Source organism: Orbaceae bacterium lpD01 (assembly GCA_036251705.1).
Lineage (GTDB): Bacteria > Pseudomonadota > Gammaproteobacteria > Enterobacterales > Orbaceae > Utexia > Utexia brackfieldae.
In genome coordinates, this window is record CP133959.1 from 2014595 (window position 1) to 2038151 (window position 23557).

Below are 23557 nucleotides of genomic sequence, written 5' to 3' on the forward strand. Positions count from 1 at the left end.
GATATCTATTCCTAACTTAAAAAAATAACAAAAAAAAATAGCAAAAAATTGGTAATAGTATTGTATACAAATAACGATTTGTAAAGTTTGATAAATATCAAATTTTAACCAAACAGTCGTTGTTTTACCGCTGCGCCAATTTCCGTCAAGCTTGAAACCACAGTAACTCCAGCTAATTCAAGTGCTTGCGTCTTCTCATCTGCAGTACCTTTACCGCCAGTAATAATCGCCCCAGCGTGTCCCATTCTCTTGCCTGTTGGTGCTGTCACGCCGGCGATATAACCGATAACCGGTTTAGTCACATATTGGCGAATATAATCTGCCGCTTCTTCTTCGGCACTACCGCCGATCTCACCGATCATCACAATAGCTTCAGTCTGTGGATCTTGTTCAAATAGTTTTAATACTGAAACAAAATCGGAACCCGGGATCGGATCGCCACCAATACCGACACAAGTAGATTGCCCTAAGCCTGCATCAGTTGTCTGTTTAACGGCTTCATAAGTTAAGGTGCCTGAACGCGAAACAATACCCACTTTACCAACCTGATGAATATGACCTGGCATAATGCCGATTTTGCATTGCTCTGGAACAATAATCCCCGGACAGTTAGGACCAATCATAAAGACATCCGCTTGTAATAATTTTTCTCTGATAATCAACATATCTAAAGTGGGAATACCTTCAGTGATACAGACAACGAGTTTAATCCCCGCATCAATTGCTTCTAAAATAGCATCTTTACCAAAAGCAGCAGGAACATAGATGACTGTTGCAGTAGCACCTGTTGCCAAAACAGCCTCTTTCACGGTATCAAATACTGGCAGCCCCAAATGTGTTGTACCACCTTTCCCCGGTGTGACACCACCCACTAACTTTGTGCCGTAAGCGAGCGCTTGCTGTGAATGGAAACTACCTTGACTGCCGGTGAATCCCTGACAAATGACTTTGGTATTTTTATCGATTAAAATTGACATAAGTAATATGCTCCATTCATTTATTCTTTTACTGCTGCAGTAATTTTTTGCGCGGCATCCGCTAAACCTTCTGCCGTTATCACATTAAGTTTGCTGTCAGATAAAATCTTACGCGCTAAATCAGCATTATTACCTTCAAGACGTACCACAACCGGGACGGAAAGACCAATCTCTTTGATCGCGGCAATAATACCATCGGCAATCAGATCACAGCGGACAATACCACCAAAAATATTGACTAATATTGCTTTAACTTTACTATCGGATAAAATCAGTTTAAATGCTTCAGTTACCCGCTCTTTTGTCGTTCCACCACCGACATCTAAAAAGTTTGCCGGCTCACCACCATATAATTTAATGATATCCATGGTGGCCATTGCCAGGCCTGCACCATTGACCATACAGCCAATCGAACCGTCGAGTGAAACGTAACTAATCCCCTGTTTTGAAGCTTGCGATTCACGCTCATCTTCTTGGGTTGTATCACGAAGTACGTTCAAATCAGGATGACGATATAATGCATTTTCGTCTAATACGATTTTCGCATCTAAACAAATTAATGTTTCAGAAGCGGTTATCACTAAAGGATTGATCTCAGCAAGCGCCACATCATTTTGTAAAAAAAGTATCGCAAAGCCCATAAATATTTTGGTAAATTGATTAATTTGCTTGCCAGAGAGATTGAGTTTAAAAGCCAGCTCACGGCCTTGATAAGCACATGGTCCCGTCAAAGGATCTAGGGCGACTTTATGAATAAGTTCCGGCGAGTTGATAGCAACGGATTCAATATCCACACCACCTTCAGTAGAAGCCATAATCACAACTCTTTTAGAACTACGATCGACCACCGCACCCAAATAGAGCTCTTTTTTGATCTCAGAGGCCCTTTCAATTAAGATTTGATTGACCGGTTGGCCCTGACTATCCGTCTGATAGGTAACTAAATTATGTCCTAACCATTTTTCAGCAAATTGAGTAATATCGTGTAAATTCTGCGTACAAATTACCCCCCCCGCTTTACCTCGCCCCCCTGCATGCACTTGACATTTAACCACCCATGCACCGGATATTGCCTGCGAAGAAATTAAAGTTAAAATTTCATGAACTTCATCAATTGAATTGCACACGTACCCTTCAGGAACAGGCAACCCATATTGTTTAAAAAGTTGTTTTGATTGATATTCGTGCAGATTCATAAATTATAGTTCCGTATTTTATTTATAATATAAACAAGAGATTACTTTATTGGTTTCGGCGATTACGTTTAAGTTTAATTCAATATGATGTAATTGTGTAGTAAAGAAATGAGAATTATTGCTGGTTTGCAATAACCAATGTTATACTAAAAAAATTATTCAACATGTAAATAGGATACAAAACCATGGCGAAAGTTGGCATTTTTTTTGGTAGCGATACAGGTAATACGGAAAACGTTGCAAAACTCATTCAAGCTCAATTAGGTAATGATGTTGCTCAATTGTATGATATCGCAAAAAGTACCAAAGAAAATATTGAACAGTATGAGTATCTATTTTTTGGTATTCCAACTTGGTATTACGGTGAATCTCAATGCGATTGGGATGACTTTTTCCCAGCGTTAGAAGAGATTGATTTCACTGGCAAAACTGTGGCTATTTTTGGTTGTGGCGATCAAGAAGACTACGCTGAATATTTTTGTGATGCCATGGGCACATTACATGAAATCATTGCAAATAAAGGTGCTAAAGTTGTCGGACATTGGTCAACAGAAGGTTATCATTTTGAGGCATCTAAAAGCCTAGTTGATGATGAACATTTCGTTGGTTTAACCATTGATGAAGACCGTCAACCTGAATTGACTGCACAACGCATCAATCAATGGATAAAACAAGTCTCAGCTGAGATGAGTTTATAACAAATATCTATGATTTAGCTGCTATCGATAGTATGACCAATAGTAGCTAATTTTCCTGTTCTTCAACTCTAAATTTACGATAGACCATCATCCTATTAGGTTATTGAAATCTTCCATCATAGTAATTGATGTCTTTTTTATAACAATAATTCTATAATGAGAATCATTATCCATCATAGTTAAGAGAATATTCATGACTGACAATAACTTAGCCTTAAAAAAAGCCGGTTTAAAAATCACTTTACCACGACTGAAAATTTTAGAGTTATTGCAAGATCCTAAATATCAGCATATCACCGCAGAAGATTTATATAAAAAACTATTAGATCTTGGTGAGGAAATCGGTCTGGCCACGGTTTATCGAGTACTCAATCAATTTGATGACGCTGGCATTGTAACCAGACATAATTTTGAAGGCGGTAAAGCGGTTTTCGAACTCGCATACCAAAATCATCATGATCACTTAATTTGTCTGGACTGTGGAGAAGTATTTGAGTTCCGTGATGAAATTATAGAACAAAGACAAAAAGAGATTGCAGCTAAACATGGTATCAATCTAACCAATCATAGCCTATACCTTTATGGCCACTGTAATACGGGTAATTGTAAAAAAGATTCATCCGTTCATAATAAAAAATAATTATTCGCTTTAGGATGCGCTATTTAATAGCGCCTCAAGCATTGATTCTGGCACTCTATTTTAGGTATTTTGAATGAAACAACTTCTTGATTTTATTCCATTAGTTATATTTTTTGTGTTATTTAAAATGTATGATATTTACGTTGGTGTAACGGCTCTCATGATTGCATCAACAATTTGTTTGATTATCGCCGGCATTATTTTTAAAAAAATTGAGAAAATTGCACTATTTACCTATTTCATGATTATGATTTTTGGTGCCATGACGCTCTATTTCCATAATCCAGATTTTATTAAGTGGAAAGTCACCATTTTGTATATGCTATTTGCTATAATCTTAGCTGTTAGTCAATTTATCTTTAAAAACCCCCTTTTACAGAAACTGCTAAACAAAGAGATAGTATTAAATGATCAGGTCTGGAATCGGATTAATTTAGCCTGGATTCTATTTTTCGCACTCTGCGCGATGGCTAACCTGTATGTAACCTATTTTATGTCTGAAGAGTTTTGGGCAACGTTTAAAGTGTTTATATTACCGGCTATAACACTCTTATTTACGCTTATGACCGGTCTTTATATCTATAAAAGTATGGATAAAAGCAAACTGAATAATAACTAGATGTAGGAGTAAAAATGGAAGTTAAACAAAAAACTCAGCCAACTGGCCAACTAGTACTTCGTACATTAGCTATGCCTGCAGATACCAATCCTTATGGCCACGTATTTGGTGGCTGGATTATGTCACAAATGGATCTGGGCGGCGCAATATTAGCAAAAGAGATCGCTAAAGGTCGCGTCGTCACCGTCAATGTCAGTGGCATTACATTTCTTAAACCAGCGATGGTCGGTGATGTTGTTTGTTGTTATGCAAAATGCCTTAAAACAGGCCGCACTTCACTGACAATTGCCATTGAGGTTTGGGTTAAAAAAGTTACCGATTATAGTCGTATTGGTGAACGTTACTGCATTACTGAAGCCGAATTTACCTATGTTGCTGTTGATAAACACTTTGTTCCCAAAGCGCTGCCAGAACAGCATCAAAATCTCAATGTAACTGAGATTGCCGCGTGCAAACTCAATGATTATGATTAATCTTTATGAAAATATCGCTCAGTGAATTTTACGCGATACTCAGTACCGCAATTTTTTTCACACACTGGCTATTGGTCGTTGTCATTACGATAAGAATTATCACTCGTCGACGGCCAACTACTTATGTTGTCTCTTGGCTTTTCGTTATTTATTTGATTCCTTTTTTGGGTATTATTTTATATTTGCTGTTAGGAGAAGTTCATCTAGGTAAAATGCGAGTTACAAGAGCACAAAAGCAACAAAAACAGATATCACACTTTATCCACCAACTCAAGAATTACCCAACCATTTTCACCTCAGAAGTCAGCCCTGTTGCCAAACCTATTTTTCAACTTTGCAAACATCATACTGGTTTGAATGGTATTATTGGCAACCAAATCGAGTTACTTACCAGCGCTAACCAAGTCTTTGATCGCCTGATTCAGGATATTGATTCCGCAACATCCAATATTGAATTGGTCTTTTATATTTGGAGCAAAGGTGGTCGTGCCAATGAGGTTGAAGCAGCCTTAATTCGGGCGGCCCAACGTGGCGTTAAATGCCGATTAATGTTAGATTCAGCAGGTAGCCGTCAATTCTTACGCACAACAGACTGTCATCATATGAAAGCAGCCGGTATTGAATTAATTGAAGTGCTCAAAGTCAATTTATTGCGCTTTGTTTTTCGTCGGCTCGACTTAAGACAACACCGAAAAATGGTCATTATCGACAATCATATCTCTTATACTGGCAGTATGAATATTGTTGATCCGCGTTATTTTAAACAAGATAAAAATGTTGGCGAATGGGTCGATGTAATGCTTCGAATGAATGGACCTATTTCCGCTTTAATGTCGACAATTTATACTAGCGATTGGGAATTAGAAACCGGTGCCCATTTGGAGTTACCCAAAGTGACACATTTAGCCGTTTCACCAGATGAGCAAGGCCACACGCTACAGCTTGTTGCATCAGGTCCCGGTTATAGTGAAAATATGATTCATCAGGTACTGCTTACCGCTATCTATGCGGCACAGAAAAAAATCATTCTGACTACGCCTTATTTTGTACCAAGCGATGATATTCTCAACGCTTTATGTACGGTCTCACAAAGAGGGGTTGAAGTCATTATTATTGTGCCTGAGAAAGTTGATTCAGTCATGGTAAAATGGGCAAGTCGAGCATTTTTTACTGAGTTATTAGAGGCAAATATTAAAATTTTTGAGTTTCAACATAATCTGTTACATACCAAAAGTGTCCTTATCGATGAACAAGTTAGCTTTGTTGGAACCGTGAATCTGGATATGCGCAGCTTATGGTTAAATTTTGAGATAACCAGTGTTATCGACGATTTAACCTTTGGCCATGACATGCATCAATTACTTGATAGCTATCTTGCTAATTCAATCCCGATTAACAAGCAAGCATGGCTAAAACGGCCTTTTTGGCAACATATGGTTGAGCGAATTTTTTACTTATTTGCTCCCTTACTCTAATCACATGACTTGAATCAAAGGACAAAGCGATGACAAATCACCATGAAAACACTGAAAACACTGATAATCTGATGACTGATGACGAAGTGATTGATACAGCCTATGATATTTTTCTCGAGCTCGCACTCGATAATTTAGATCAGACCGATGCGATCTTGTTTAATCTACAATTTGAAGAGATAGGTGCGGCAGAATTATATGTACCTGAACCCCTGTTTTGGCAGGATCACGTAACAGAGATTGATTTAGATAATGATGAAGAATTTGCCGAAGTGGTTATTGGCCTAACAGGCGAGAGTGAACAGATCAATGATATTTTCGCCAGAATATTGCTATCTCGAGATAAATCGAACAAATTATGCCATATCCTTTGGAAAGAGTAACCAATATCAAATTTATTTATATCCAGTGAGCGTCATATCTGGGCAGATTGAAAATGAATCCAATCGCTTTACCGCTGTCGTCATGGTACCGTTATTCGATAATATAATATCACGCCATCCGGGTGAATTCTCTTCCAGTGTAAAATCACGACAGTTAGGTTTGAATTGAACACAAGTTGATGGCGTCGAAAACATTAAGCAGTGCTCCCAAGCCTGTTCAATGACCTGATGAATATGTCCAAAACCCACGCCGCGAATCTGAACATAATTCATGACAATATCCTCAAGTACTTCTCTGTTCTTTAAACAGTGTTGATCAAGCCACTCACATCCCGACATAACCGGATGGTGATGCAGTAAAACTAAAATGTATCGATTGGGATGTTGCGCTAGTGTATCGTTTAATAAATTGAGCTGTGCTTGTGATAAATAACCATAAGCTTGTCCATCTACCTGACTATCAAGTAAAATGACTAACCAACTATCACCTAATAAAACGACTTTTTCACTGAGTAAATGATATTGCGAAAATACCGCCGTGATATGACGCTTCATATCATGATTGCCCGGTAACCAAACACAGGGAATCGAAAGTTGAGCGACTCTTGAAGCAAATATCCTATAAGCTTCTTTCGAGCCATCTTGGACAAAATCACCCGTAGCCACAATCAGATCGTAATTGTCTTGATGCTGCTCAATATGCTCCATGACTAAGTGAAAACAGTGATTCGTGCTAACCCCTAAAAGTTCATCTTCGGAATTAGCAAAAAGATGCGTATCAGTAATATGCAGCAGACGAATATTGGTTTTGTTCTTTTGAGCAATCGATGTTGTTAAAAACATACTAAAACGAAAATCCTCTCATCCACATGCAAACTTTAATCGTCCATAAATAATAGATTAAACAATAAAATAAATCTGCCGAACAACGCACATTTTTTATTAAAAATAATATATTAAGTTATTAAAAATAGCGATAAAACTACTTTAACCAATCTTGTTTTATCGATTGATGATGTAGCTCAAGCCAAAGTAAGGCTATCACCGAAGCAGCATTATTAATCTCTCCACATTCAACCCATTGATAGGCCTGTTCACGACTAACAACATGCACTTTAATATCTTCATTCTCTTCTGCTAAACCATGGATACCTTTTGCCGTGCTAGAATCCACTTCACCCAGAAAAATATGAAGTTTCTCAGTTAGTCCACCAGGACTGGCCATATAACTCAGAATCGGTTTACAACGGCCAATAGTTATACCCGCCTCTTCCATCGCTTCCCGACGCACCACCTCTTCAAGTGACTCCCCAGGTTTATCAACCATACCTGCCACTAACTCTAATACCCACGGCGTGTCTTGAACCTCAATAGCCGCGATTCTAATCTGCTCAATTAAAATCACATTGTCACGTTTAGGATCATAAGCCAATAGTATCACAGCTGGCGTTCTTTCGAGAATCTCTCGAGTAATCTCTTCACTCATCAAACCATCAAATTTTCGATAGCGAAAACGATATTCCATCAATGATAAAAAACCTTTATAAAGTGATCGTTTAGTCAAATCTTTCACATCATTTTTACTATAAATGATAGGAGTATCCAGCTTTTCTTTCATACACGTATCCCAAAAAAAGTATAAAAATTGAATAAAAAATGCTTATAAATACAAACCGAACTTTATATATACAAATATTCTGATAGAATCACGTAAACAGCAATTTAATTGTAGCAGTTTGATAATACCAAAGGGAAGATCCATGAAAAAAGTATTGCCAATTATAATCGGATTATGTCTGAGTCAATACGCTTCAGCAGAAGATTTGATTCAAGTTTATGAGCAAGCAAAATCGAACAATCCAACGCTATTTAGTGCCGCGGCACAAAGAGACAAAGCTTATGCCGCGATTTCTGGTGACAGAGCCGCTTTATTACCACAAATTGGTTTAACCGGTTCATACGGCGTCACCCACGGCGCAAGAGCAAGTGACAATCAGAACAACAAAAATAAATCACTCGGTCTTTCATTATCTCAAAGTCTTTTTAATTTCGCAGCTTGGAAACAGCTTGATATCACTGAAAAACAAGCTGCACTACAAGATATCTCTTATGAAAACCAAGAACAACAATTAATACTGAATACGGCTACCGCTTACTTTGAGGTTCTGCGCGCAATCGATGCGCTCGAAGTGCTACAAGCACAAAAGAACTCTTTATATCGTCAGTTAGAGCAAACCAGACAAAAACATCGTGTTGGACTCGTCGCCATTACTGATGTACAAAACGTTCAGGCTAACTATGACCAAACGATTGCACAATTAGTTTCGGCGCATAATACCTTAAACAATAACATTGAAAATCTTCGTTTAGTGACAGGTCGTTTTTATCCGAGTTTAGCCAGCGTGAATCCAAAAACGTTTAAAACTGCCCTACCAGAAAATATTAATGGTCTCCTTGAACTGGCTCAATCAAATAATTTATCATTATTAACCGCTAAGTTAGGTCAAGAACTGGCTAAAGAACAAATTAGACTCGCTGAATCAGGCCATCTACCAACATTAACCTTACAAGCGACGTCGAATTTAGGTCGTACTGATTATTATGGTGATCAACTTTCAGCGCAATATCAAAACAATAATAATCAAATTAATGGCTCTAACGCCGTGTCATTAAATCTACAAATGCCTATTTTCTCAGGTGGTGCAACCCATTCAAAAGTGAAACAGGCACAATACAATTATGTAGATTATAGCGAACAACTTGAGAATGCTAACCGAACAGTTGTTAACCAAGTGCGTTCAGCGCATAACAATATTTCAGCATCCATTAGTTCGATTAAAGCCTATCAACAAACCGTTATTTCCGCACAGAGCTCTCTCGATGCGACAGAGTCTGGTTATAAAGTGGGAACACGGACCATTGTTGATGTTTTATCGGCAACTTCAACGCTTTATAATGCAAAACAGCAGTTATCAAATGCGAAGTATACTTATTTAACCAGTTTATTAAATATGAAATATTCGACAGGTACATTAAGTATCAGTGATTTGGTCTATTTAAATAATATGCTCGGCATGAATGTTGATACGATTATTCCGATGAGCGAGATGAGTGAATAATACTCGTTATGCTTTTATGTAAAAAAGCCATCTAATAAGATGGCTTCTTTTATCTTTAGCAGAAGATAATTTTATTGGACAATGGCGTCTAACTGCTTGCTGTTTGCCGACCAAACGCGATATTTTACTTGCAAATCACTTGGTGCATAGACCACAATCGGTAATTTACTGTTATAATCGATAAGCATATTAGGCGCAGTCATGGTCACAAATTTTGTAACTCCAGTGTTTTCAGGACAAGCCATCAATGTTGAAATCGCATTGCCTGTCGTTTCAACCGTATAATAACTATACCCCCAGCCCGCTAATGTCTTTTGTTGAATATTACCGACTAATGTCTGCGTATTACAATCAACCACCATATCCTTGCCAATCATTAACTCGACTTTGCTCGCTTGCTCGTCGGTTAACTGCGGTAAATAGATGACTGAACGCAAATAACCAGCCGGTTTATCAGGATAAGGGGCAAACTCATTGACATTAGGAATAGAATTCTTAGCCGCCATATTACTACAGGCAGTCAGGACTAAACATGATGCTAAAACAGTGAAAATCTGTTTCATAGGAACTTCTCCTCTCAAAAAATAATCTATACATGACATGATCTAATTAATATTTCATACATTAAATCGATCGCCGTATAGCGAATTGGACTCCTATGCTTAATTTATCATCGTCAATAATGAACTTAATATCAGATAAAAATTAACCAAAATGAGCCTGCTATAAATTTTATCTATGATATAATTTGCACTTATTATACTCGAATTTTTTCAGATAAACTTATGCCTCAAGAAAAAAATACTTACGATTTACTCAAACTGATTATCAACATTCTGGTTATCGGCATCTTAATTATTGTGACCTTTAATGTCGTAGAACCTTTCCTATTTGGTTTCTTTTGGGCTGTGATGGTCGTCATCGCAACCTGGCCATTGATGATTAAGATCCAGCATAAATTCGCGTTAAACCGATTTACTGTGGTTTGTTTAATGACATTATTATTATCGTTAGTTTTTGTGATCCCGTTTAGTATTATTGTTTACAGCATCACCAAAAATAGTACTTATCTCATCGACTGGGCTAAAAATATCTCCCACAACCAAATTCCAGAATTAAACTGGCTCAGTAGCATGCCGGTAATTGGTAATGAATTACATCAAAAATGGCTTGTTCTGATTAATAATGATGGTTCTGAAATTATTAAAAATATACAACCTTATATCGGAACAATCATCAGCTGGATCATAAAACAAGTGGCCAATTTAAGTGTGCTCGTTTTTCACTGTGGCGTCATGATTGTATTTAGTGCCCTGCTGTTTTATCAAGGTGAAAATGTGGCTAAATATATCTTATTGCTTGCAGCTAGAGTATCCTCAAACCATGGTGTGTATGCTGTAACATTAGCCGGTCAGGCAATTCGCGCCGTTGCTTTAGGCGTGGTTGTAACGGCGCTAGCACAAGCACTGCTTGGCGGTTTGAGCTTAGCGATTACCAATATTCCTTATCCAGGTATTTTGACGCTGATTATTTTTATCTTTTGTGTCGCCCAACTCGGGCCGCTATTAATTCTGGTGCCATCGATTATTTGGTTATTTTATAACGATAATATTATTTCCGGTATTGTCTTAATTATTGTCGCTATCTTATTAACCACTATCGATAGTGTGATGCGGGCAGCCTTGATTAAACGCGGTGCTGACTTACCTTTTTTACTGATTTTATGTGGTGTTATCGGTGGTATTATTGGTTTTGGCGTGATGGGATTGTTTGTCGGCCCTGTTGTGCTTGCGCTTTCCTATAAGCTTATTAATGCCTGGATTGCTGAACAAAATAGCGATAACTAATATTACTTAAGATTGGGCTAAAAAATGACCCAATCTTAAGTGCTTTGCTAACTTGAGCGCCATCTTATACCCAGAAAGCGCATCGGACTGGTTATTTAGGCTAAATTGGGATAAACCATATAAATATGTTCAACTCCCTCTTCTAAATAAATCTCACCTTGTGTAACAAAGCCAAGTTTTAAATAAAAATTTTTCGCGTGCAGCTGCGCCGATAAAGCAAACTCTTTAACATGATTCTTTTTAGCATAATCAATCAAATAATTCATGATATCGTTACCAAGACCTAAAGAGCGATAAGCTTTGAGTACTGCAACCCGCCCGACTTTAACCCGATCACTCTCTTTAAAAATAAGTCGGGCAACACAGATCGGTTGATTGTCGATATAGCCGACAACATGCAGTGCTGTATTATCATACTCATCAATTTCTAATTCTGGTTCAAAACCTTGTTCTTCAATAAAAACAGCATAGCGGACAGCAAGCGCATCATCAATAATCGGTGAAACGCGCCCAATAGTATGTTTAATTTCCATGTTCATTCATCTATTTTTATTTAAAATAATGTAAATTTATTTTAGTTTATCTGAAGGCTAATTTGAATGTTTTTTTATCTGTCGAGAAGCGGAGAGTTTGTATTGTTCACGTATCTAATATGCTTTATTTGATTATTTTAATCCCCCTAAAGATAGCTTATTGATAAAATATCGTTTTTTTTCCATCAAAAATAGCGAAATAATGAGTTTAAATAGGAAATATTCGCTCAGATTACCGCTCTATGAAAAAATATGCTATGCTATTCAATTAACCACTAAGATATTTAATTTAACGATCATAATTGATTATTATGCGTATACCTTTTTTAAAATACGATCATCAAAAACAGTTGGATGAATTACCTAAAATAGTCCAAGATCCGAATCATTACCAAATTTTATTTCAGCCGTCAGCCTATCGCACCACCATGCTGGACATGATAAAACAGGCTAAATCACGTATTTATCTGGTTGCACTCTATCTGGAGCGCGATGAAGCGGGTCAAGAGATATTAGAGGCACTCTATCAGGCCAAACAACATAATCCAGCCTTGGATATCAAAATTTTTGTTGACTGGCATCGAGCACAACGAGGCCGTATTGGTGAAAACAAAGAAAAAAGCAATGCTAATTTTTACTGCGAAATGAAATGTAGGTACCCTGGCATTGAAATTGTCGTATATGGTATTCCAATTAATCGTCGAGAGGTATTAGGTGTATTACATCTAAAAGGCTGTATTATCGATGATACAGTGTTATATAGTGGCGCGAGCATCAATAATGTTTATCTGCATAAACAGGATAAATACCGATACGATCGCTACCATAAAATAGGTAATAAAGTGTTAGCTGATAGTATGATTAATTTTGTTAATCAACACTTATTAGCCGCAACGGCTATTCAGTGTCTGGATAATCCCGCACAGCCATCGCGTAAAGAAATTAAACCTGATATCAAACAACTTAGGCATCAACTTTCTCATCATAATTATCAATTTGAATCAACTGGGTCAAATGAGCAGCTTTCTGTCTCACCGATTATTGGATTGGGTAAAAAGAATCTACTCAATCAGACTATTCATCATTTATTAAATAGTGTGCAACATAAAGTCACACTCTGTACACCTTACTTTAATCTGCCAACTATCTTAATTAAAGATATTATTCGTTTGATGAAAAAAGGCAAACAAGTTGAAATTATTGTCGGAGATAAGACCGCTAATGATTTCTATATTCCAGAAGACCAACCATTTAATATCATTGGCGGCTTGCCTTATCTTTACGAGATTAATTTACGTAAATTTATGACACGTTTACAACCTTATGTTGATAATGGTTTATTAACAGTCAGACTGTGGAAAGACGAAGATAACAGCTATCACTTAAAAGGTATCTGGGTCGATGAAAAATGGGTCATGATTACGGGTAATAATCTCAATCCAAGAGCATGGCGTCTTGATTTAGAGAATGCCATTCTTATTCATGATCCCAAAGGTGAATTAACGACACAATTTTCACAAGAGCTTGAAACTATTCGTCAGCATACTTTTGAAGTTATCCACTATCAACAGATTCAAGCCAGCCAGTTCTATCCGAAACCCGTGCATAAGCTTATCAAACGCTTAAGTACGATTCGTATTGATAAAATTATCAAACGAATTCTATAAAATTGGCCTTACTATAAAATCAATAAGATAATATATCTTATTGATTTTATGACTCATCTATCTTCAATTCGGGTAAAAACAGCCAAATCACCGACATTTTGGTAAGCCGGACGAATAATCCGCTTATCATCAAAATTCAACTCTTCGATGCGATGCGCACACCAGCCCACTATTCGCGACATAGCAAAGAGTGGCGTATAAACTTCGCGCGGCAAACCGATCATATCATAAACAAAACCAGAATAGAGATCGACATTGGCACAGATACGCTGTTTTACTTTATCAGCCTTACGAGACATAATCGCGTCAATCGTACAGGCTTCAATTAAGGTTATAAATTCAAACTCGGCTAAACGCTGTTTTTCTATCGCCAGTTCTCTTGCCATCTCTTTTAACAATACAGCACGAGGATCGGAGATAGTATAGACGGCATGACCAATACCATAAATCAGCCCACTTCGATCATAAGCTTGTTTATTGAGCATTTTCTGTAGATAATCATCAATTTCATCTCGACTTTGCCAATCTTGAATCACCGCTTTAAGATGATCAATCATTTCACAAACTTGTAAATTTGCACCGCCATGTTTAGGTCCTTTTAATGAACCAATACCCGCCGCTATCGCCGAATAAGTATCAGTACCAGTTGAACTCGTTACCCTTACGGTAAACGTAGAGTTGTTGCCACCGCCATGTTCGGCATGAATAATGAGCGCTAAATCTAACACTAAAACATCTAGTGCAGTGTAATGCTGATGGCCTTTCATCATATACAGGAAATTTTCGGCGATAGACACATTGGCATTGGGATGTCGGATATGCAGTGATTCACCTTTCGCGCTATGACGTAAAATGTTATAGGCATAGGCAATAATCGCGGGAAACTTAGCAATCAAATCAAGAGATTGACGCATTAAATTATCACGATCTAGGCTATCTGGGCTTTCATCAAACGTGTACATCTCTAGCACAGTTCGCGCTAGAATATTCATAATATCTTGCCCTTCAAGTTCGATAATACTCATCTTCGTCTGTTTTTCTAAATCCATCGATTCATTTAATATTGACGAAAATTGTGTCAGTTCTTCTTTATCAGGTAATACACCAGATAAGAGTAGATAGATGACCTCTTCAAACGCCGTCGCTTTCGATCTTTGCGCGCTATGTACCAGTTCCTCGATATCGATCCCCCGATATAATAATTTGCCCGCAATCGCTTGTAGCGCACCATCATGATCACGCTGATAACCGAGCACATCACCAATCTTGGTTAATCCGACCAGTACACCAGTATGATCATTATTACGCAAGCCGCGTTTAACATTGAATTGCTCAAATAGCGCCGTTTCAATTTTCGCGGTTACTTTCACTGTTTCAGACAGCTTATAAATCATAAATTCATTTTTCATACCTTGCTCCTGTACTACATCAATATTATCCGATAATGAACATGAAGTGAGCGATATGCAAAAAGTCGATTCAAGCAGAGTGACTCAATAACGGTAGTCTTTAAATATCGTTCACTTTAATCATGGCAGGTTTAACTATTACATCGCCTCAATTAATGCGTGGGTAAACGCCTGAGTTGATAAAGTCTGGCCATTGGGCATAAAGCGTGCTAAATCGATAGTGGCTTTCTGCTGCTGAAATAGTTTCTCCATCGCCGTGGTAATTAATTGGCCAACCTTAGTCCAGCCCAAATAATCAAATAACATCACACCAGACAATAACAGTGATGAGGGATTGGCTTGATCTTTACCAGCAATGTCAGGTGCCGTACCATGGGTTGCTTCAAAAATTGCATGACCCGTTAAATAATTGATATTGGCGCCTGGCGCAATACCGATTCCCCCTACCATCGCGGCAAGCTGATCAGAAATATAATCACCATTTAAATTTAAGGTTGCAATCACAGAATAATCGGCAGGTTTAAGTAAGGTATTTTGTAAAAAAGCATCAGCAATGACATCTTTAATGACCACTTTGCCGGCTTTTTGTGCCTCGAGTAAAGCATGATCTGCCTGCGCTTTATCCGTGTCTTTTCTTATCTGTTCATATTGCTGCATCGTAAAAGTCTTAGTAGCAAATTCCCTTTCGGCAAGGGCATAACCCCATAATTTAAATCCACCCTCGGTAAACTTCATAATATTACCTTTATGCACTAGCGTAACTGAAGGTAAACGGTGATTGATGGCAAACTTAATGGCAGCACGAATCAATCTTTCACTTCCCTCAATCGATACTGGCTTAATGGCTAAAGAGGAAGTTTCTGGAAAGCGAATTTTAGTCACGGCCATCTCTGTTGATAAAAACTGATACAGTTTTTTTACTTCCGGTGTTCCTTGCATCCATTCAATACCAGCATAAATATCTTCAGTATTCTCACGAAAAATCGTCATATTGACATTTTCAGGCTGTTTAATGGGTGTTTCAACGCCTCGGAACCATCTGACTGGACGTAAACAAACATAAAGATCAAGTGCTTGTCTTAACGCGACATTTAAGGAACGGATACCACCACCAACCGGCGTCATCAATGGCCCCTTTATTCCAACAAGATATGACTGAAATGCCTGCATAGTTTCCTCTGGCAGCCAGGAACCGGTTACATTAAAGGCTTTTTCACCGGCTAAAACCTCGTGCCAACTTACCTGGCGTTGACCTTTATAGGCTTTCTCAATCGCTTTATCAAAGATAGTCTGAGCCGCTTGCCAGATCTCTTTACCAACGCCATCACCTTCAATAAAAGGAATGATCGGATTATTTGGTACCTGTAATCGGCCATGACTAAACGTTATTTTTTCACCCATGAGTCTTTCTCCCTTTCAAATTATCATCATACCATCGCTATTTTGTCTCAAATTAATCATCTTAAGCCTTGATTTTATTGAGTGCACTACCCGCCTTAAACCAGTCTATTTGTGATTGGTTATAAGTATGTGCAACCTCAAATGCTTCAATTGATCCATCATGATGATGTAAAACCATCGTTAAATGTTTACTTGGCGTAAATTCAGTTAACCCTAGAATACTGATTCGGTCATCCTCACGAATCTTATCGTAATCGACCTTATTGACAAAAGTGAGCGCTAACATCCCCTGTTTCTTCAGATTAGTTTCGTGAATACGCGCAAAAGATTTCACCACAATCGCTTTAACACCCAAAAAGCGCGGTTCCATCGCGGCATGTTCACGTGACGAGCCTTCACCATAATTCTCTTCTGCAACCACAATTGAGCCCAAACCTTGTTGTTTATATTTCCGCGCTAATTGAGGAACAGCCAAGTAATCGCCGGTTTGTGAATCTAATACTGAATTGGTTTTATCATTGAAGGCATTCACTGCGCCGATAAGCATATTATTGGCAATATTGTCCAGATGACCACGATAACGCAGCCAGCTACCGGCCATAGAGATATGATCAGTCGTACATTTACCGATAGCTTTAATCAATAACGGTTGCTCGATAATATCTTTACCACCCCAAGCCGCAAAAGGTATAAGTTTTTGTAGCCGTTCAGAAGTGGCGGAAATCACAATCTCTATCTGACGGCCATTTTCAATCGGCGCAATAAAGCCAGTATCATCAACAGTAAAACCATTGACCGGAAATATCTCACCAGTTGGTTCGGCTAATTTAACCGATTGTCCTTGCTGATTGATTAAACTATCTGTGAGTGGATTAAAGGTTAAGCAGCCAGCAATTGAAAAAGCGGCCACCATTTCCGGAGAAGCCACAAAAGCAAAGGTATTAGGATTACCATCATTACGTTTGGCAAAGTTACGGTTAAACGATGTGATGATGGCATTCCGCTCAGCCTTTTCGGCGCCGTCACGCTTCCATTGGCCAATACAAGCTCCACATGCATTGGTCATAATAACGGCGCCAGCACGCTCAAAAACAGCCAGAATACCATTACGCTCAGCGGTTGCTCGAACGAGTTCAGATCCCGGATTGATCATCAACTTAGCTTTAATGTTAATACCTTGATCTAAAGCATTTTTAATGACAGAAGCAGCCCTAACCAGATCTTGATAAGAGGAGTTAGTACATGAACCAATCAGCCCAACTTCCATATTATTCGGATAATCATGCGCGGTTACCGCCTGTTTAAAATCGGCAATAGGATGCGCAAGATCGGGGGTAAAAGGTCCATTAATATAGGGTTCTAGTGAGGATAAATCGATTTCAATGACCTGATCATAATAGCGGTCAGGCGTAGATAAGACTTCTGTATCAGCCATAAAATGTACACTTAAAGATTGCGCAAGTTCAGCAACTTCAGCCCGTCCAGTCATGTTTAAATATTCAGCAGAGTGATGATCAAAAGGAAAAACCGAACAAGTCGCGCCAACCTCGGCCCCCATATTACAAATCGTTGCTTTTCCCGCGGCTGATAAAGAAGCGGCGCCTTCACCAAAATACTCCAGTACCGAATTAGTTGCCCCTTTTACCGTCAAGATACCGGCTAATTTCAAAATGACATCTTTTGCGGAGGCCCAACCCGATAATTGACCCACTAGTTTAACGCCAATCACTTTCGGCATTTTCAGTTCCCATGGCATACCAGCCATGACATCAACTGCATCGGCTCCCCCTACACCAATCCCAAGCATAGTTAAACCGCCGGTATTTGGTGTATGAGAATCGGTTCCAATGATTAAACCACCCGGGAATGCATAATTTTCCAAAATGACTTGATGGATAATCCCTGCCCCCGGTTTCCAAAATCCGATCCCATATTTTTTAGAGACATTTAATAAAAAATCGTAGACTTCGTGATTATTTTTTTCTGCGACAATCAAATCATGCTGAGCATTTTGATACGCTTGAATTAAGTGATCACAGTGGACGGTTGTGGGCACAGCAACTTTATCCCGTCCAGCATTCATCAGTTGTAATAATGCCATTTGCGCGGTTGCATCTTGCATGGCGACGCGATCAGGTGAAAAATTCACATAATCAATCCCCCGTCGATAATACTTTAATGTCTCTCCTTCAGCCAAATGCGTATAGAGAATCTTCTCGGTTAAAGTGAGTGGCTGTTTTAACGTTGCTTTAATCTTAGCCATTTTAGCTGGGTAGTTTTGATAAATATGTTTAATTAAATCAATATCAAAGATCATAAAACTGCCTCCTTTATCCATTCTTATTAAAATGATTGTTCAAATTTAGTGCATACTTTTTGCTCACTTAATATACCGTGCAACAAATATACCAACTTAAGCTAAAAATATTTTTCAAGGATGAGTTATATGTTAAGTCACCAATAAATAACACTAATAATCAAGTGGTTATAAAATATAAAAAACAGATAGAATGAACTTAAAAAAGTTTGAGCTGCAGATGATAATCAGATTGGTCTTTGATTGGTGATAGGATTAAGATCTAAGTTGCTTGAAAATAGTGCAATTTATTGAGCAAAAATAATGGGATACTGAAGTCAGTATCCAATAGTAAACAAAACAGGTGGACCATTAGCATCGATAGCCTGTTTCAGGCTATCTCAGCATCAATCAAGATTAAGCAAAGCCTTTTAAGCCAACAACATGCACATGCTCTTGATTATTAAAGACTTTACGCACCAATTTATATGTTGTGCCTTTTTCCGGACTGATATTTTCTGGTGCAGCAATGATAAGCTGCATATCTAAGCGTTCACAAAGCTCAAATAGCGTTGCAATTGATTTTGCATCTAATCGTGCCGCCTCATCAAGGAAAAGTAATCGGCACGGTAAGATATCCTTACTGCGTAAGCGTTTTGACTCCTCTTCCCAACTTTGGATCACCATTAATAGAATCGACATCCCGGTACCAATCGCTTCACCGGTAGACAGTGCACCACTTTCTGCACGTAACCAGCCATCAGCACCACGATTAACCTCGATATCTAATTCTAAATAATTACGATAATCAAGTAACTCTTCACCAATGGTTTGTGCGGTACGCTGACCCATATCGATATGTGGGTTTAAACGTTGATAGAGTTTAGCTAAGGCTTCTGAGAAAGTAATGCGATTATTACTAAATAAATCTTGGTGCTCATCTTTTTGCTCAGATAATACCGCCAGTAAAGTGGCATGGCTTTCACGAATGGTCACATTTAAACGAACACCATTGACCTGCCCAAAACTCACCGCTTGTAGGCCCTGATTAAGCATACGAATACGATTTTGCTCACGTTGTATCGTCTTACGAATAATATTCGATACGCTTTGCGCACTGATCGCAAGTTTCTGTTCACGTGCTGTTAACTCATCGGTTAAGCGAGAGAGTTCGATCTCCATCTGTTCAATCGCTTCAATCGGATCCTCAGTTTTGACGATATCCTGACGGATACGTTCGCGTAAATGCTGATAAACCGCGATATAGAAACGAATTTTTCTCTCTGGATTTTTAGCGTCTTCAGATAGTCTTAACACATCGCGTAAATGCTCGTTGTCCGCAACGGCTTGTCTTAGCGAACCGAGCGCTTTATCGGACATCGAGCGTAATTCATCAGCGCTTAAATAAGCCAAATCCCGGCGATGTAAGCGGCGCTCAACACTATTTTCTTTCACCAACCGCAGAACAATACACCAACCCACTTTAGCTTGTACCACCTGCTCACGAATTAACTGATAATCGCGCTCCACTTTACGGATTTTCTTCTGCAACTGATCCATCTCATTTTCACAGAGCAGCAGTTGTTTTTCTAGCTGATTACACTGGCTGCGATTTTGAGTGACTTTTTGTTGTAACTCATCGCGGCGAATTCTGGCGCGCTCCTCAGAAGCAGCGTCGGCGTTGACACCAATTTGTTGCATCTCTTGCTTGAGTTCATTAAGCATATCTCGCTTTGTGTCATAAGCACTTTTTAGCGACGCAAGGGTCTGATTATATTGATTATATTGCGTTTGATACTCGCGCATTTTTTCACGTGCCGTGGTTCTGGCCAAACTCACTTGCTCTAAACGTTTACGCAGCTGCTCATTTAAATCTGAATTTTCGCCTAGCATATCGGCTGAATCATCATAGCTGAAATGTACCCGGCGTTGAATCACTTCACTTAAAGCAAAAATCTGCTGTTTGAGCTGGTGTTGTTGCGTTTTAACCTGTTCATAGTCGCCACGTAAATCATGGTTTTGTTCTGGATCACTTTGTAAAACAGCGACAACTGGCTCCAATTGAGTAATCACTGGCTGATAACGTTTCACATAGTCGGCTGACTCTTGGGCATGGCTAAATTGCTCACGCAAATCATCAACACGATCAGCTAAATCATCATCGGCTAATACATGTATATACGGCATCAATTTATGCAGTTGATTTAACTGCTCTTTCAATGTCAAGACTTGCTGTTGCTGCTGTTTATCCACATTTTCTTGGCTGGATAATTGACGTTCAATCTCATGACGACGCGCATTTAAAACTTGAATATGAGCGTCAGGATCAACCTCAAAAGCAATCGATAGGTATTTGCCCAGAAATTGACTTAAATTCTGCTCAATACGCTGTATCTTTTGTAAATCAAAAGAGTGCGTTGCATAAGCTTCAGATAATTTATCGCGCTCTACAGATAGTGTATCAAGACGGCTTTCACGTGCTGCCCGACCAAAGAGTGGTAAAGCAGGGAAACGAGAATAGCGCCATTGCCGCTCACCCGTTTTCACTAATACGGCATTTTGCAGCTCTTCGCAATCAAACACATTATCGTCAAATGAGCTAGGGTCCCCTTCAATGAAATAGATATCTTCTGGACAGTCATCAATATTTTCTAGCTGCTGGCGAACAGTCGATAAGTCAGGTACAACAATAGCTTGACGAGAAGGACCATAAAGCGCCGAGAAATAAGGTGCATCATCAATGGTGACATCTTCATAAATCTCTGACAACAACACTCCATTAAAACGTTCAGCTAAAGCGCTTAAGCGGCTATCATCTGCACCATTAGGCTGATTTAAGCGCTCAATCTGCACATCCATCTTGCGACGTTGATTGACTAAACCATCACAGGTTGCTGACATTTTTCGTTGCTGTTCAAGGAGTTGCTGCATATAACCGGTCAGTTGCTGACTTGAGGCTAGCGGTTGACCGGTCTGTTCTCTTAACGTCACCAGAGCATCTTGTGCTTTTAACCACAATGGCGCTTTATCAACCAATCCCTGAGTGGTCTGCTGAATCTGTACCAACTCTTGTTTTAAACCGATACGCTCTTCACTGGTTTTGGTCGCGAGTTCAGCCGCTTGCTCGAGCTTAACTTCGAGCGTTTGTTGTAGTTCATCAAAATCTTCAATATCAACCTGATGACCAAAGCGTTTACAAAAAAGACTCAGTGATTCCTGTGCGGTTTGCTGATCATAAAAACGCTGTTCCAACTCCGCTAAACGAATTTGTAAGTGCTCAGCCTGTCTAGCTTGATAAAGCTGAGAAGGCCAAGATTGAATCACCTGTTTAGCTGCCTGCCAGGCTTCGCTGCGGGTGACCTCACCGACTAATTTAATCACTAACGCATAAGCCTGTTCAAATTGATTCACTGCAGCATCAGAGACACTCAGTTTCTGTTCCAGTTGTAACACTTGCTGGGTAATGTCGGCTTCACGTTTACTCAACTCGGCAAGCAGTGATTCACAATTTTCAGCGGTTAACGTTGGCAACTGACACATTTTCTTAGCATTATCTAACGCCAATAATGCTTGCTGATACTGGATAGCGCGGGTTTGCTGCACATCTAAAGCTTGCTGATAATCGGCTAACTGAGTTTTAATGTCATCAACTTCTTGCTCAGTCTCTTCGGCGCGCTGCTGATAGAGGATATATTGTTCATTTGATTCCGTCACCACCTCATTCTGCTCTTCCAGACGATAGGTTAACTCATCTAAATCGGTTTGGTAACGATCAATTTTCTCTTGCTGGCGAATCGCCGTTTGGACTAAATTAAAATGATCACTGGCACCTTGATAATCGGTTTCTAAGTCACTTTGTGCAGATGACTGCTTCTGCAGTGTTTTCGCCATCTCAATATGACGATATTGTTCACTACTCAGCTTTGATTGCGTTGTAAATAGCTCGCGGCGAAGCATCAATGCATTATCGATATGCACCCGGCGTTCATTGGCATGACGCATATAATCAGCCGCTACATAATCGGTCGATTCGGTAATTAAATGTTTGAAGAGATCGCGATCGGTCTGCGTCACTCGAATGGCTTCCAGCGTCATTCTATTTTCACGTAAGGCAGCTTCCATATCCTGGAACGCTTTACGTACACCACCATTTTCCGGTAAGAGATAATCGCGTAAAGAACGCGTTATCGCACTAGAAATTCCGCCGTATAAAGAAGCTTCGATCAATCGATAATATTTACTGCGATCAGACGCGGAACGTAAGCGTTTTGGCAGCACGCCAAAATCAAACATCATCGAGTGGTAATCGGTAATCGAACCAAATTGCTTAAACTGTACACCCTCTAATGATTCAACATGATCCTTCAATTCCGCTAACGATAAAATTCGCACCTGACGACCAGTCAGTCGTTCAGTCACAACTTCAGTCGGGCTTATATCAGTCGGTAAGCCTTGAATAATAAAGGGTTTGATATCCACCTTTTTATCCCGGCCGGCAACTTGTTGTAAGCGCACACCACATAATACACGTTGATGACGTGAATTAATGACTTCAAGCATTGAATAACAAACACCTGGGCGTAATTTACCGTGCAGACCTTTATCTCGAGAACCGCTTGTTGCACCCGCTTCGGTAGTATTTCTAAAATGTAATAAGGTTAAATCGGGGATTAAAGCTGTCACAAATCCAGCCATTGTAGTTGATTTACCCGCACCATTACCGCCAGATAGCGTAGTGACTAATTGATCGAGTTCAAATGTACGCGCAAAAAAACCATTCCAGTTAACTAAGGTTAATGAGTGATATTTACCATGTTCTATCAT

General features: G+C 39.1%; 19 protein-coding genes. 9 read left to right on the plus strand and 10 right to left on the minus strand.

All coding sequences use genetic code 11. The annotated features are described in order from the left end of the window. Nucleotides 1–104 precede the first annotated feature (104 nt). Nucleotides 105–977 (minus strand): succinate--CoA ligase subunit alpha, encoded by an 873-nt coding sequence (gene sucD / locus RHO15_09085; protein WVD63613.1) that lies wholly within the window; start codon nucleotides 975–977, stop codon nucleotides 105–107. A 20-nt stretch (nucleotides 978–997) separates the two neighbouring features. Further along, nucleotides 998–2173, minus strand: a complete 1176-nt coding sequence (gene sucC, locus RHO15_09090; protein ID WVD63614.1) for an ADP-forming succinate--CoA ligase subunit beta — start codon at nucleotides 2171–2173, stop codon at nucleotides 998–1000. Nucleotides 2174–2358: 185 nt separating this feature from the next. Between sucC and fldA the strand changes: the two genes are divergently transcribed. The 6 genes from fldA to RHO15_09120 all read left to right on the plus strand — a co-directional run bounded on the left by fldA (nucleotide 2359) and on the right by RHO15_09120 (nucleotide 6461). Beyond that, nucleotides 2359–2871 (plus strand): flavodoxin FldA, encoded by a 513-nt coding sequence (fldA, locus tag RHO15_09095; GenBank protein WVD63615.1) that lies wholly within the window; start codon nucleotides 2359–2361, stop codon nucleotides 2869–2871. Between the two features lie 193 nt (nucleotides 2872–3064). Next, on the plus strand, nucleotides 3065–3511 hold the full coding sequence (gene fur, locus RHO15_09100; protein ID WVD63616.1) for a ferric iron uptake transcriptional regulator: 447 nt from the start codon (nucleotides 3065–3067) through the stop codon (nucleotides 3509–3511). A gap of 73 nt (nucleotides 3512–3584) precedes the next feature. Beyond that, nucleotides 3585–4130, plus strand: coding sequence for a septation protein A (locus RHO15_09105; protein WVD63617.1), 546 nt, complete (start codon nucleotides 3585–3587; stop codon nucleotides 4128–4130). Nucleotides 4131–4144: 14 nt separating this feature from the next. Then, nucleotides 4145–4603 (plus strand): acyl-CoA thioester hydrolase YciA, encoded by a 459-nt coding sequence (gene yciA / locus RHO15_09110; GenBank protein ID WVD63618.1) that lies wholly within the window; start codon nucleotides 4145–4147, stop codon nucleotides 4601–4603. A 5-nt stretch (nucleotides 4604–4608) separates the two neighbouring features. Further along, complete coding sequence (gene cls / locus RHO15_09115; protein WVD63619.1) at nucleotides 4609–6078, plus strand: cardiolipin synthase; 1470 nt, start codon at nucleotides 4609–4611, stop codon at nucleotides 6076–6078. Nucleotides 6079–6107: 29 nt separating this feature from the next. Next, complete coding sequence (locus tag RHO15_09120) at nucleotides 6108–6461, plus strand: HI1450 family dsDNA-mimic protein (GenBank protein WVD63620.1); 354 nt, start codon at nucleotides 6108–6110, stop codon at nucleotides 6459–6461. A 12-nt stretch (nucleotides 6462–6473) separates the two neighbouring features. Here the strand turns inward: RHO15_09120 and cpdA are convergent, their stop codons facing one another. Further along, the gene (gene cpdA, locus RHO15_09125) at nucleotides 6474–7304 is read right to left on the minus strand and encodes a 3',5'-cyclic-AMP phosphodiesterase (GenBank protein WVD63621.1); all 831 of its coding nucleotides are present in this window, start codon (nucleotides 7302–7304) and stop codon (nucleotides 6474–6476) included. Between the two features lie 139 nt (nucleotides 7305–7443). Continuing rightward, entirely contained in the window at nucleotides 7444–8079 is a 636-nt protein-coding gene (gene nudF, locus RHO15_09130) for an ADP-ribose diphosphatase (protein WVD63622.1), read from the minus strand. Between the two features lie 142 nt (nucleotides 8080–8221). Here nudF and tolC point away from each other — a divergent pair, with 142 nt between their 5' ends. Beyond that, nucleotides 8222–9580, plus strand: coding sequence for an outer membrane channel protein TolC (gene tolC / locus RHO15_09135; protein WVD63623.1), 1359 nt, complete (start codon nucleotides 8222–8224; stop codon nucleotides 9578–9580). A 71-nt stretch (nucleotides 9581–9651) separates the two neighbouring features. On the opposite strand, the gene eco is transcribed toward tolC, so the two are convergent. Continuing rightward, nucleotides 9652–10143 (minus strand): serine protease inhibitor ecotin, encoded by a 492-nt coding sequence (eco, locus tag RHO15_09140; GenBank protein WVD63624.1) that lies wholly within the window; start codon nucleotides 10141–10143, stop codon nucleotides 9652–9654. A 222-nt stretch (nucleotides 10144–10365) separates the two neighbouring features. On the opposite strand from eco, the gene ydiK reads away from it, so the two are divergent. Continuing rightward, complete coding sequence (gene ydiK, locus RHO15_09145; protein WVD63625.1) at nucleotides 10366–11427, plus strand: AI-2E family transporter YdiK; 1062 nt, start codon at nucleotides 10366–10368, stop codon at nucleotides 11425–11427. A 95-nt stretch (nucleotides 11428–11522) separates the two neighbouring features. On the opposite strand, the gene RHO15_09150 is transcribed toward ydiK, so the two are convergent. Continuing rightward, nucleotides 11523–11960 (minus strand): GNAT family N-acetyltransferase, encoded by a 438-nt coding sequence (locus RHO15_09150; protein WVD63626.1) that lies wholly within the window; start codon nucleotides 11958–11960, stop codon nucleotides 11523–11525. A 311-nt stretch (nucleotides 11961–12271) separates the two neighbouring features. Here RHO15_09150 and pssA point away from each other — a divergent pair, with 311 nt between their 5' ends. Continuing rightward, on the plus strand, nucleotides 12272–13627 hold the full coding sequence (gene pssA / locus RHO15_09155; GenBank protein ID WVD63627.1) for a CDP-diacylglycerol--serine O-phosphatidyltransferase: 1356 nt from the start codon (nucleotides 12272–12274) through the stop codon (nucleotides 13625–13627). A gap of 53 nt (nucleotides 13628–13680) precedes the next feature. Here pssA and RHO15_09160 read toward each other — a convergent pair whose 3' ends face one another. From RHO15_09160 to mukB, 4 genes are all read right to left on the minus strand, one after another. After that, entirely contained in the window at nucleotides 13681–15036 is a 1356-nt protein-coding gene (locus tag RHO15_09160; GenBank protein ID WVD63628.1) for a citrate synthase, read from the minus strand. Between the two features lie 138 nt (nucleotides 15037–15174). Beyond that, nucleotides 15175–16437 carry an NADP-dependent isocitrate dehydrogenase gene (gene icd / locus RHO15_09165; protein ID WVD63629.1) on the minus strand — a complete coding sequence of 421 codons (1263 nt, stop codon included), beginning with the start codon at nucleotides 16435–16437 and terminating at the stop codon, nucleotides 15175–15177. Nucleotides 16438–16498: 61 nt separating this feature from the next. Continuing rightward, entirely contained in the window at nucleotides 16499–18754 is a 2256-nt protein-coding gene (locus RHO15_09170; protein WVD63630.1) for an aconitate hydratase, read from the minus strand. A gap of 396 nt (nucleotides 18755–19150) precedes the next feature. After that, a complete protein-coding gene (gene mukB, locus RHO15_09175) occupies nucleotides 19151–23557 on the minus strand; it encodes a chromosome partition protein MukB (protein ID WVD63631.1) in 4407 nt (1468 codons plus the stop codon).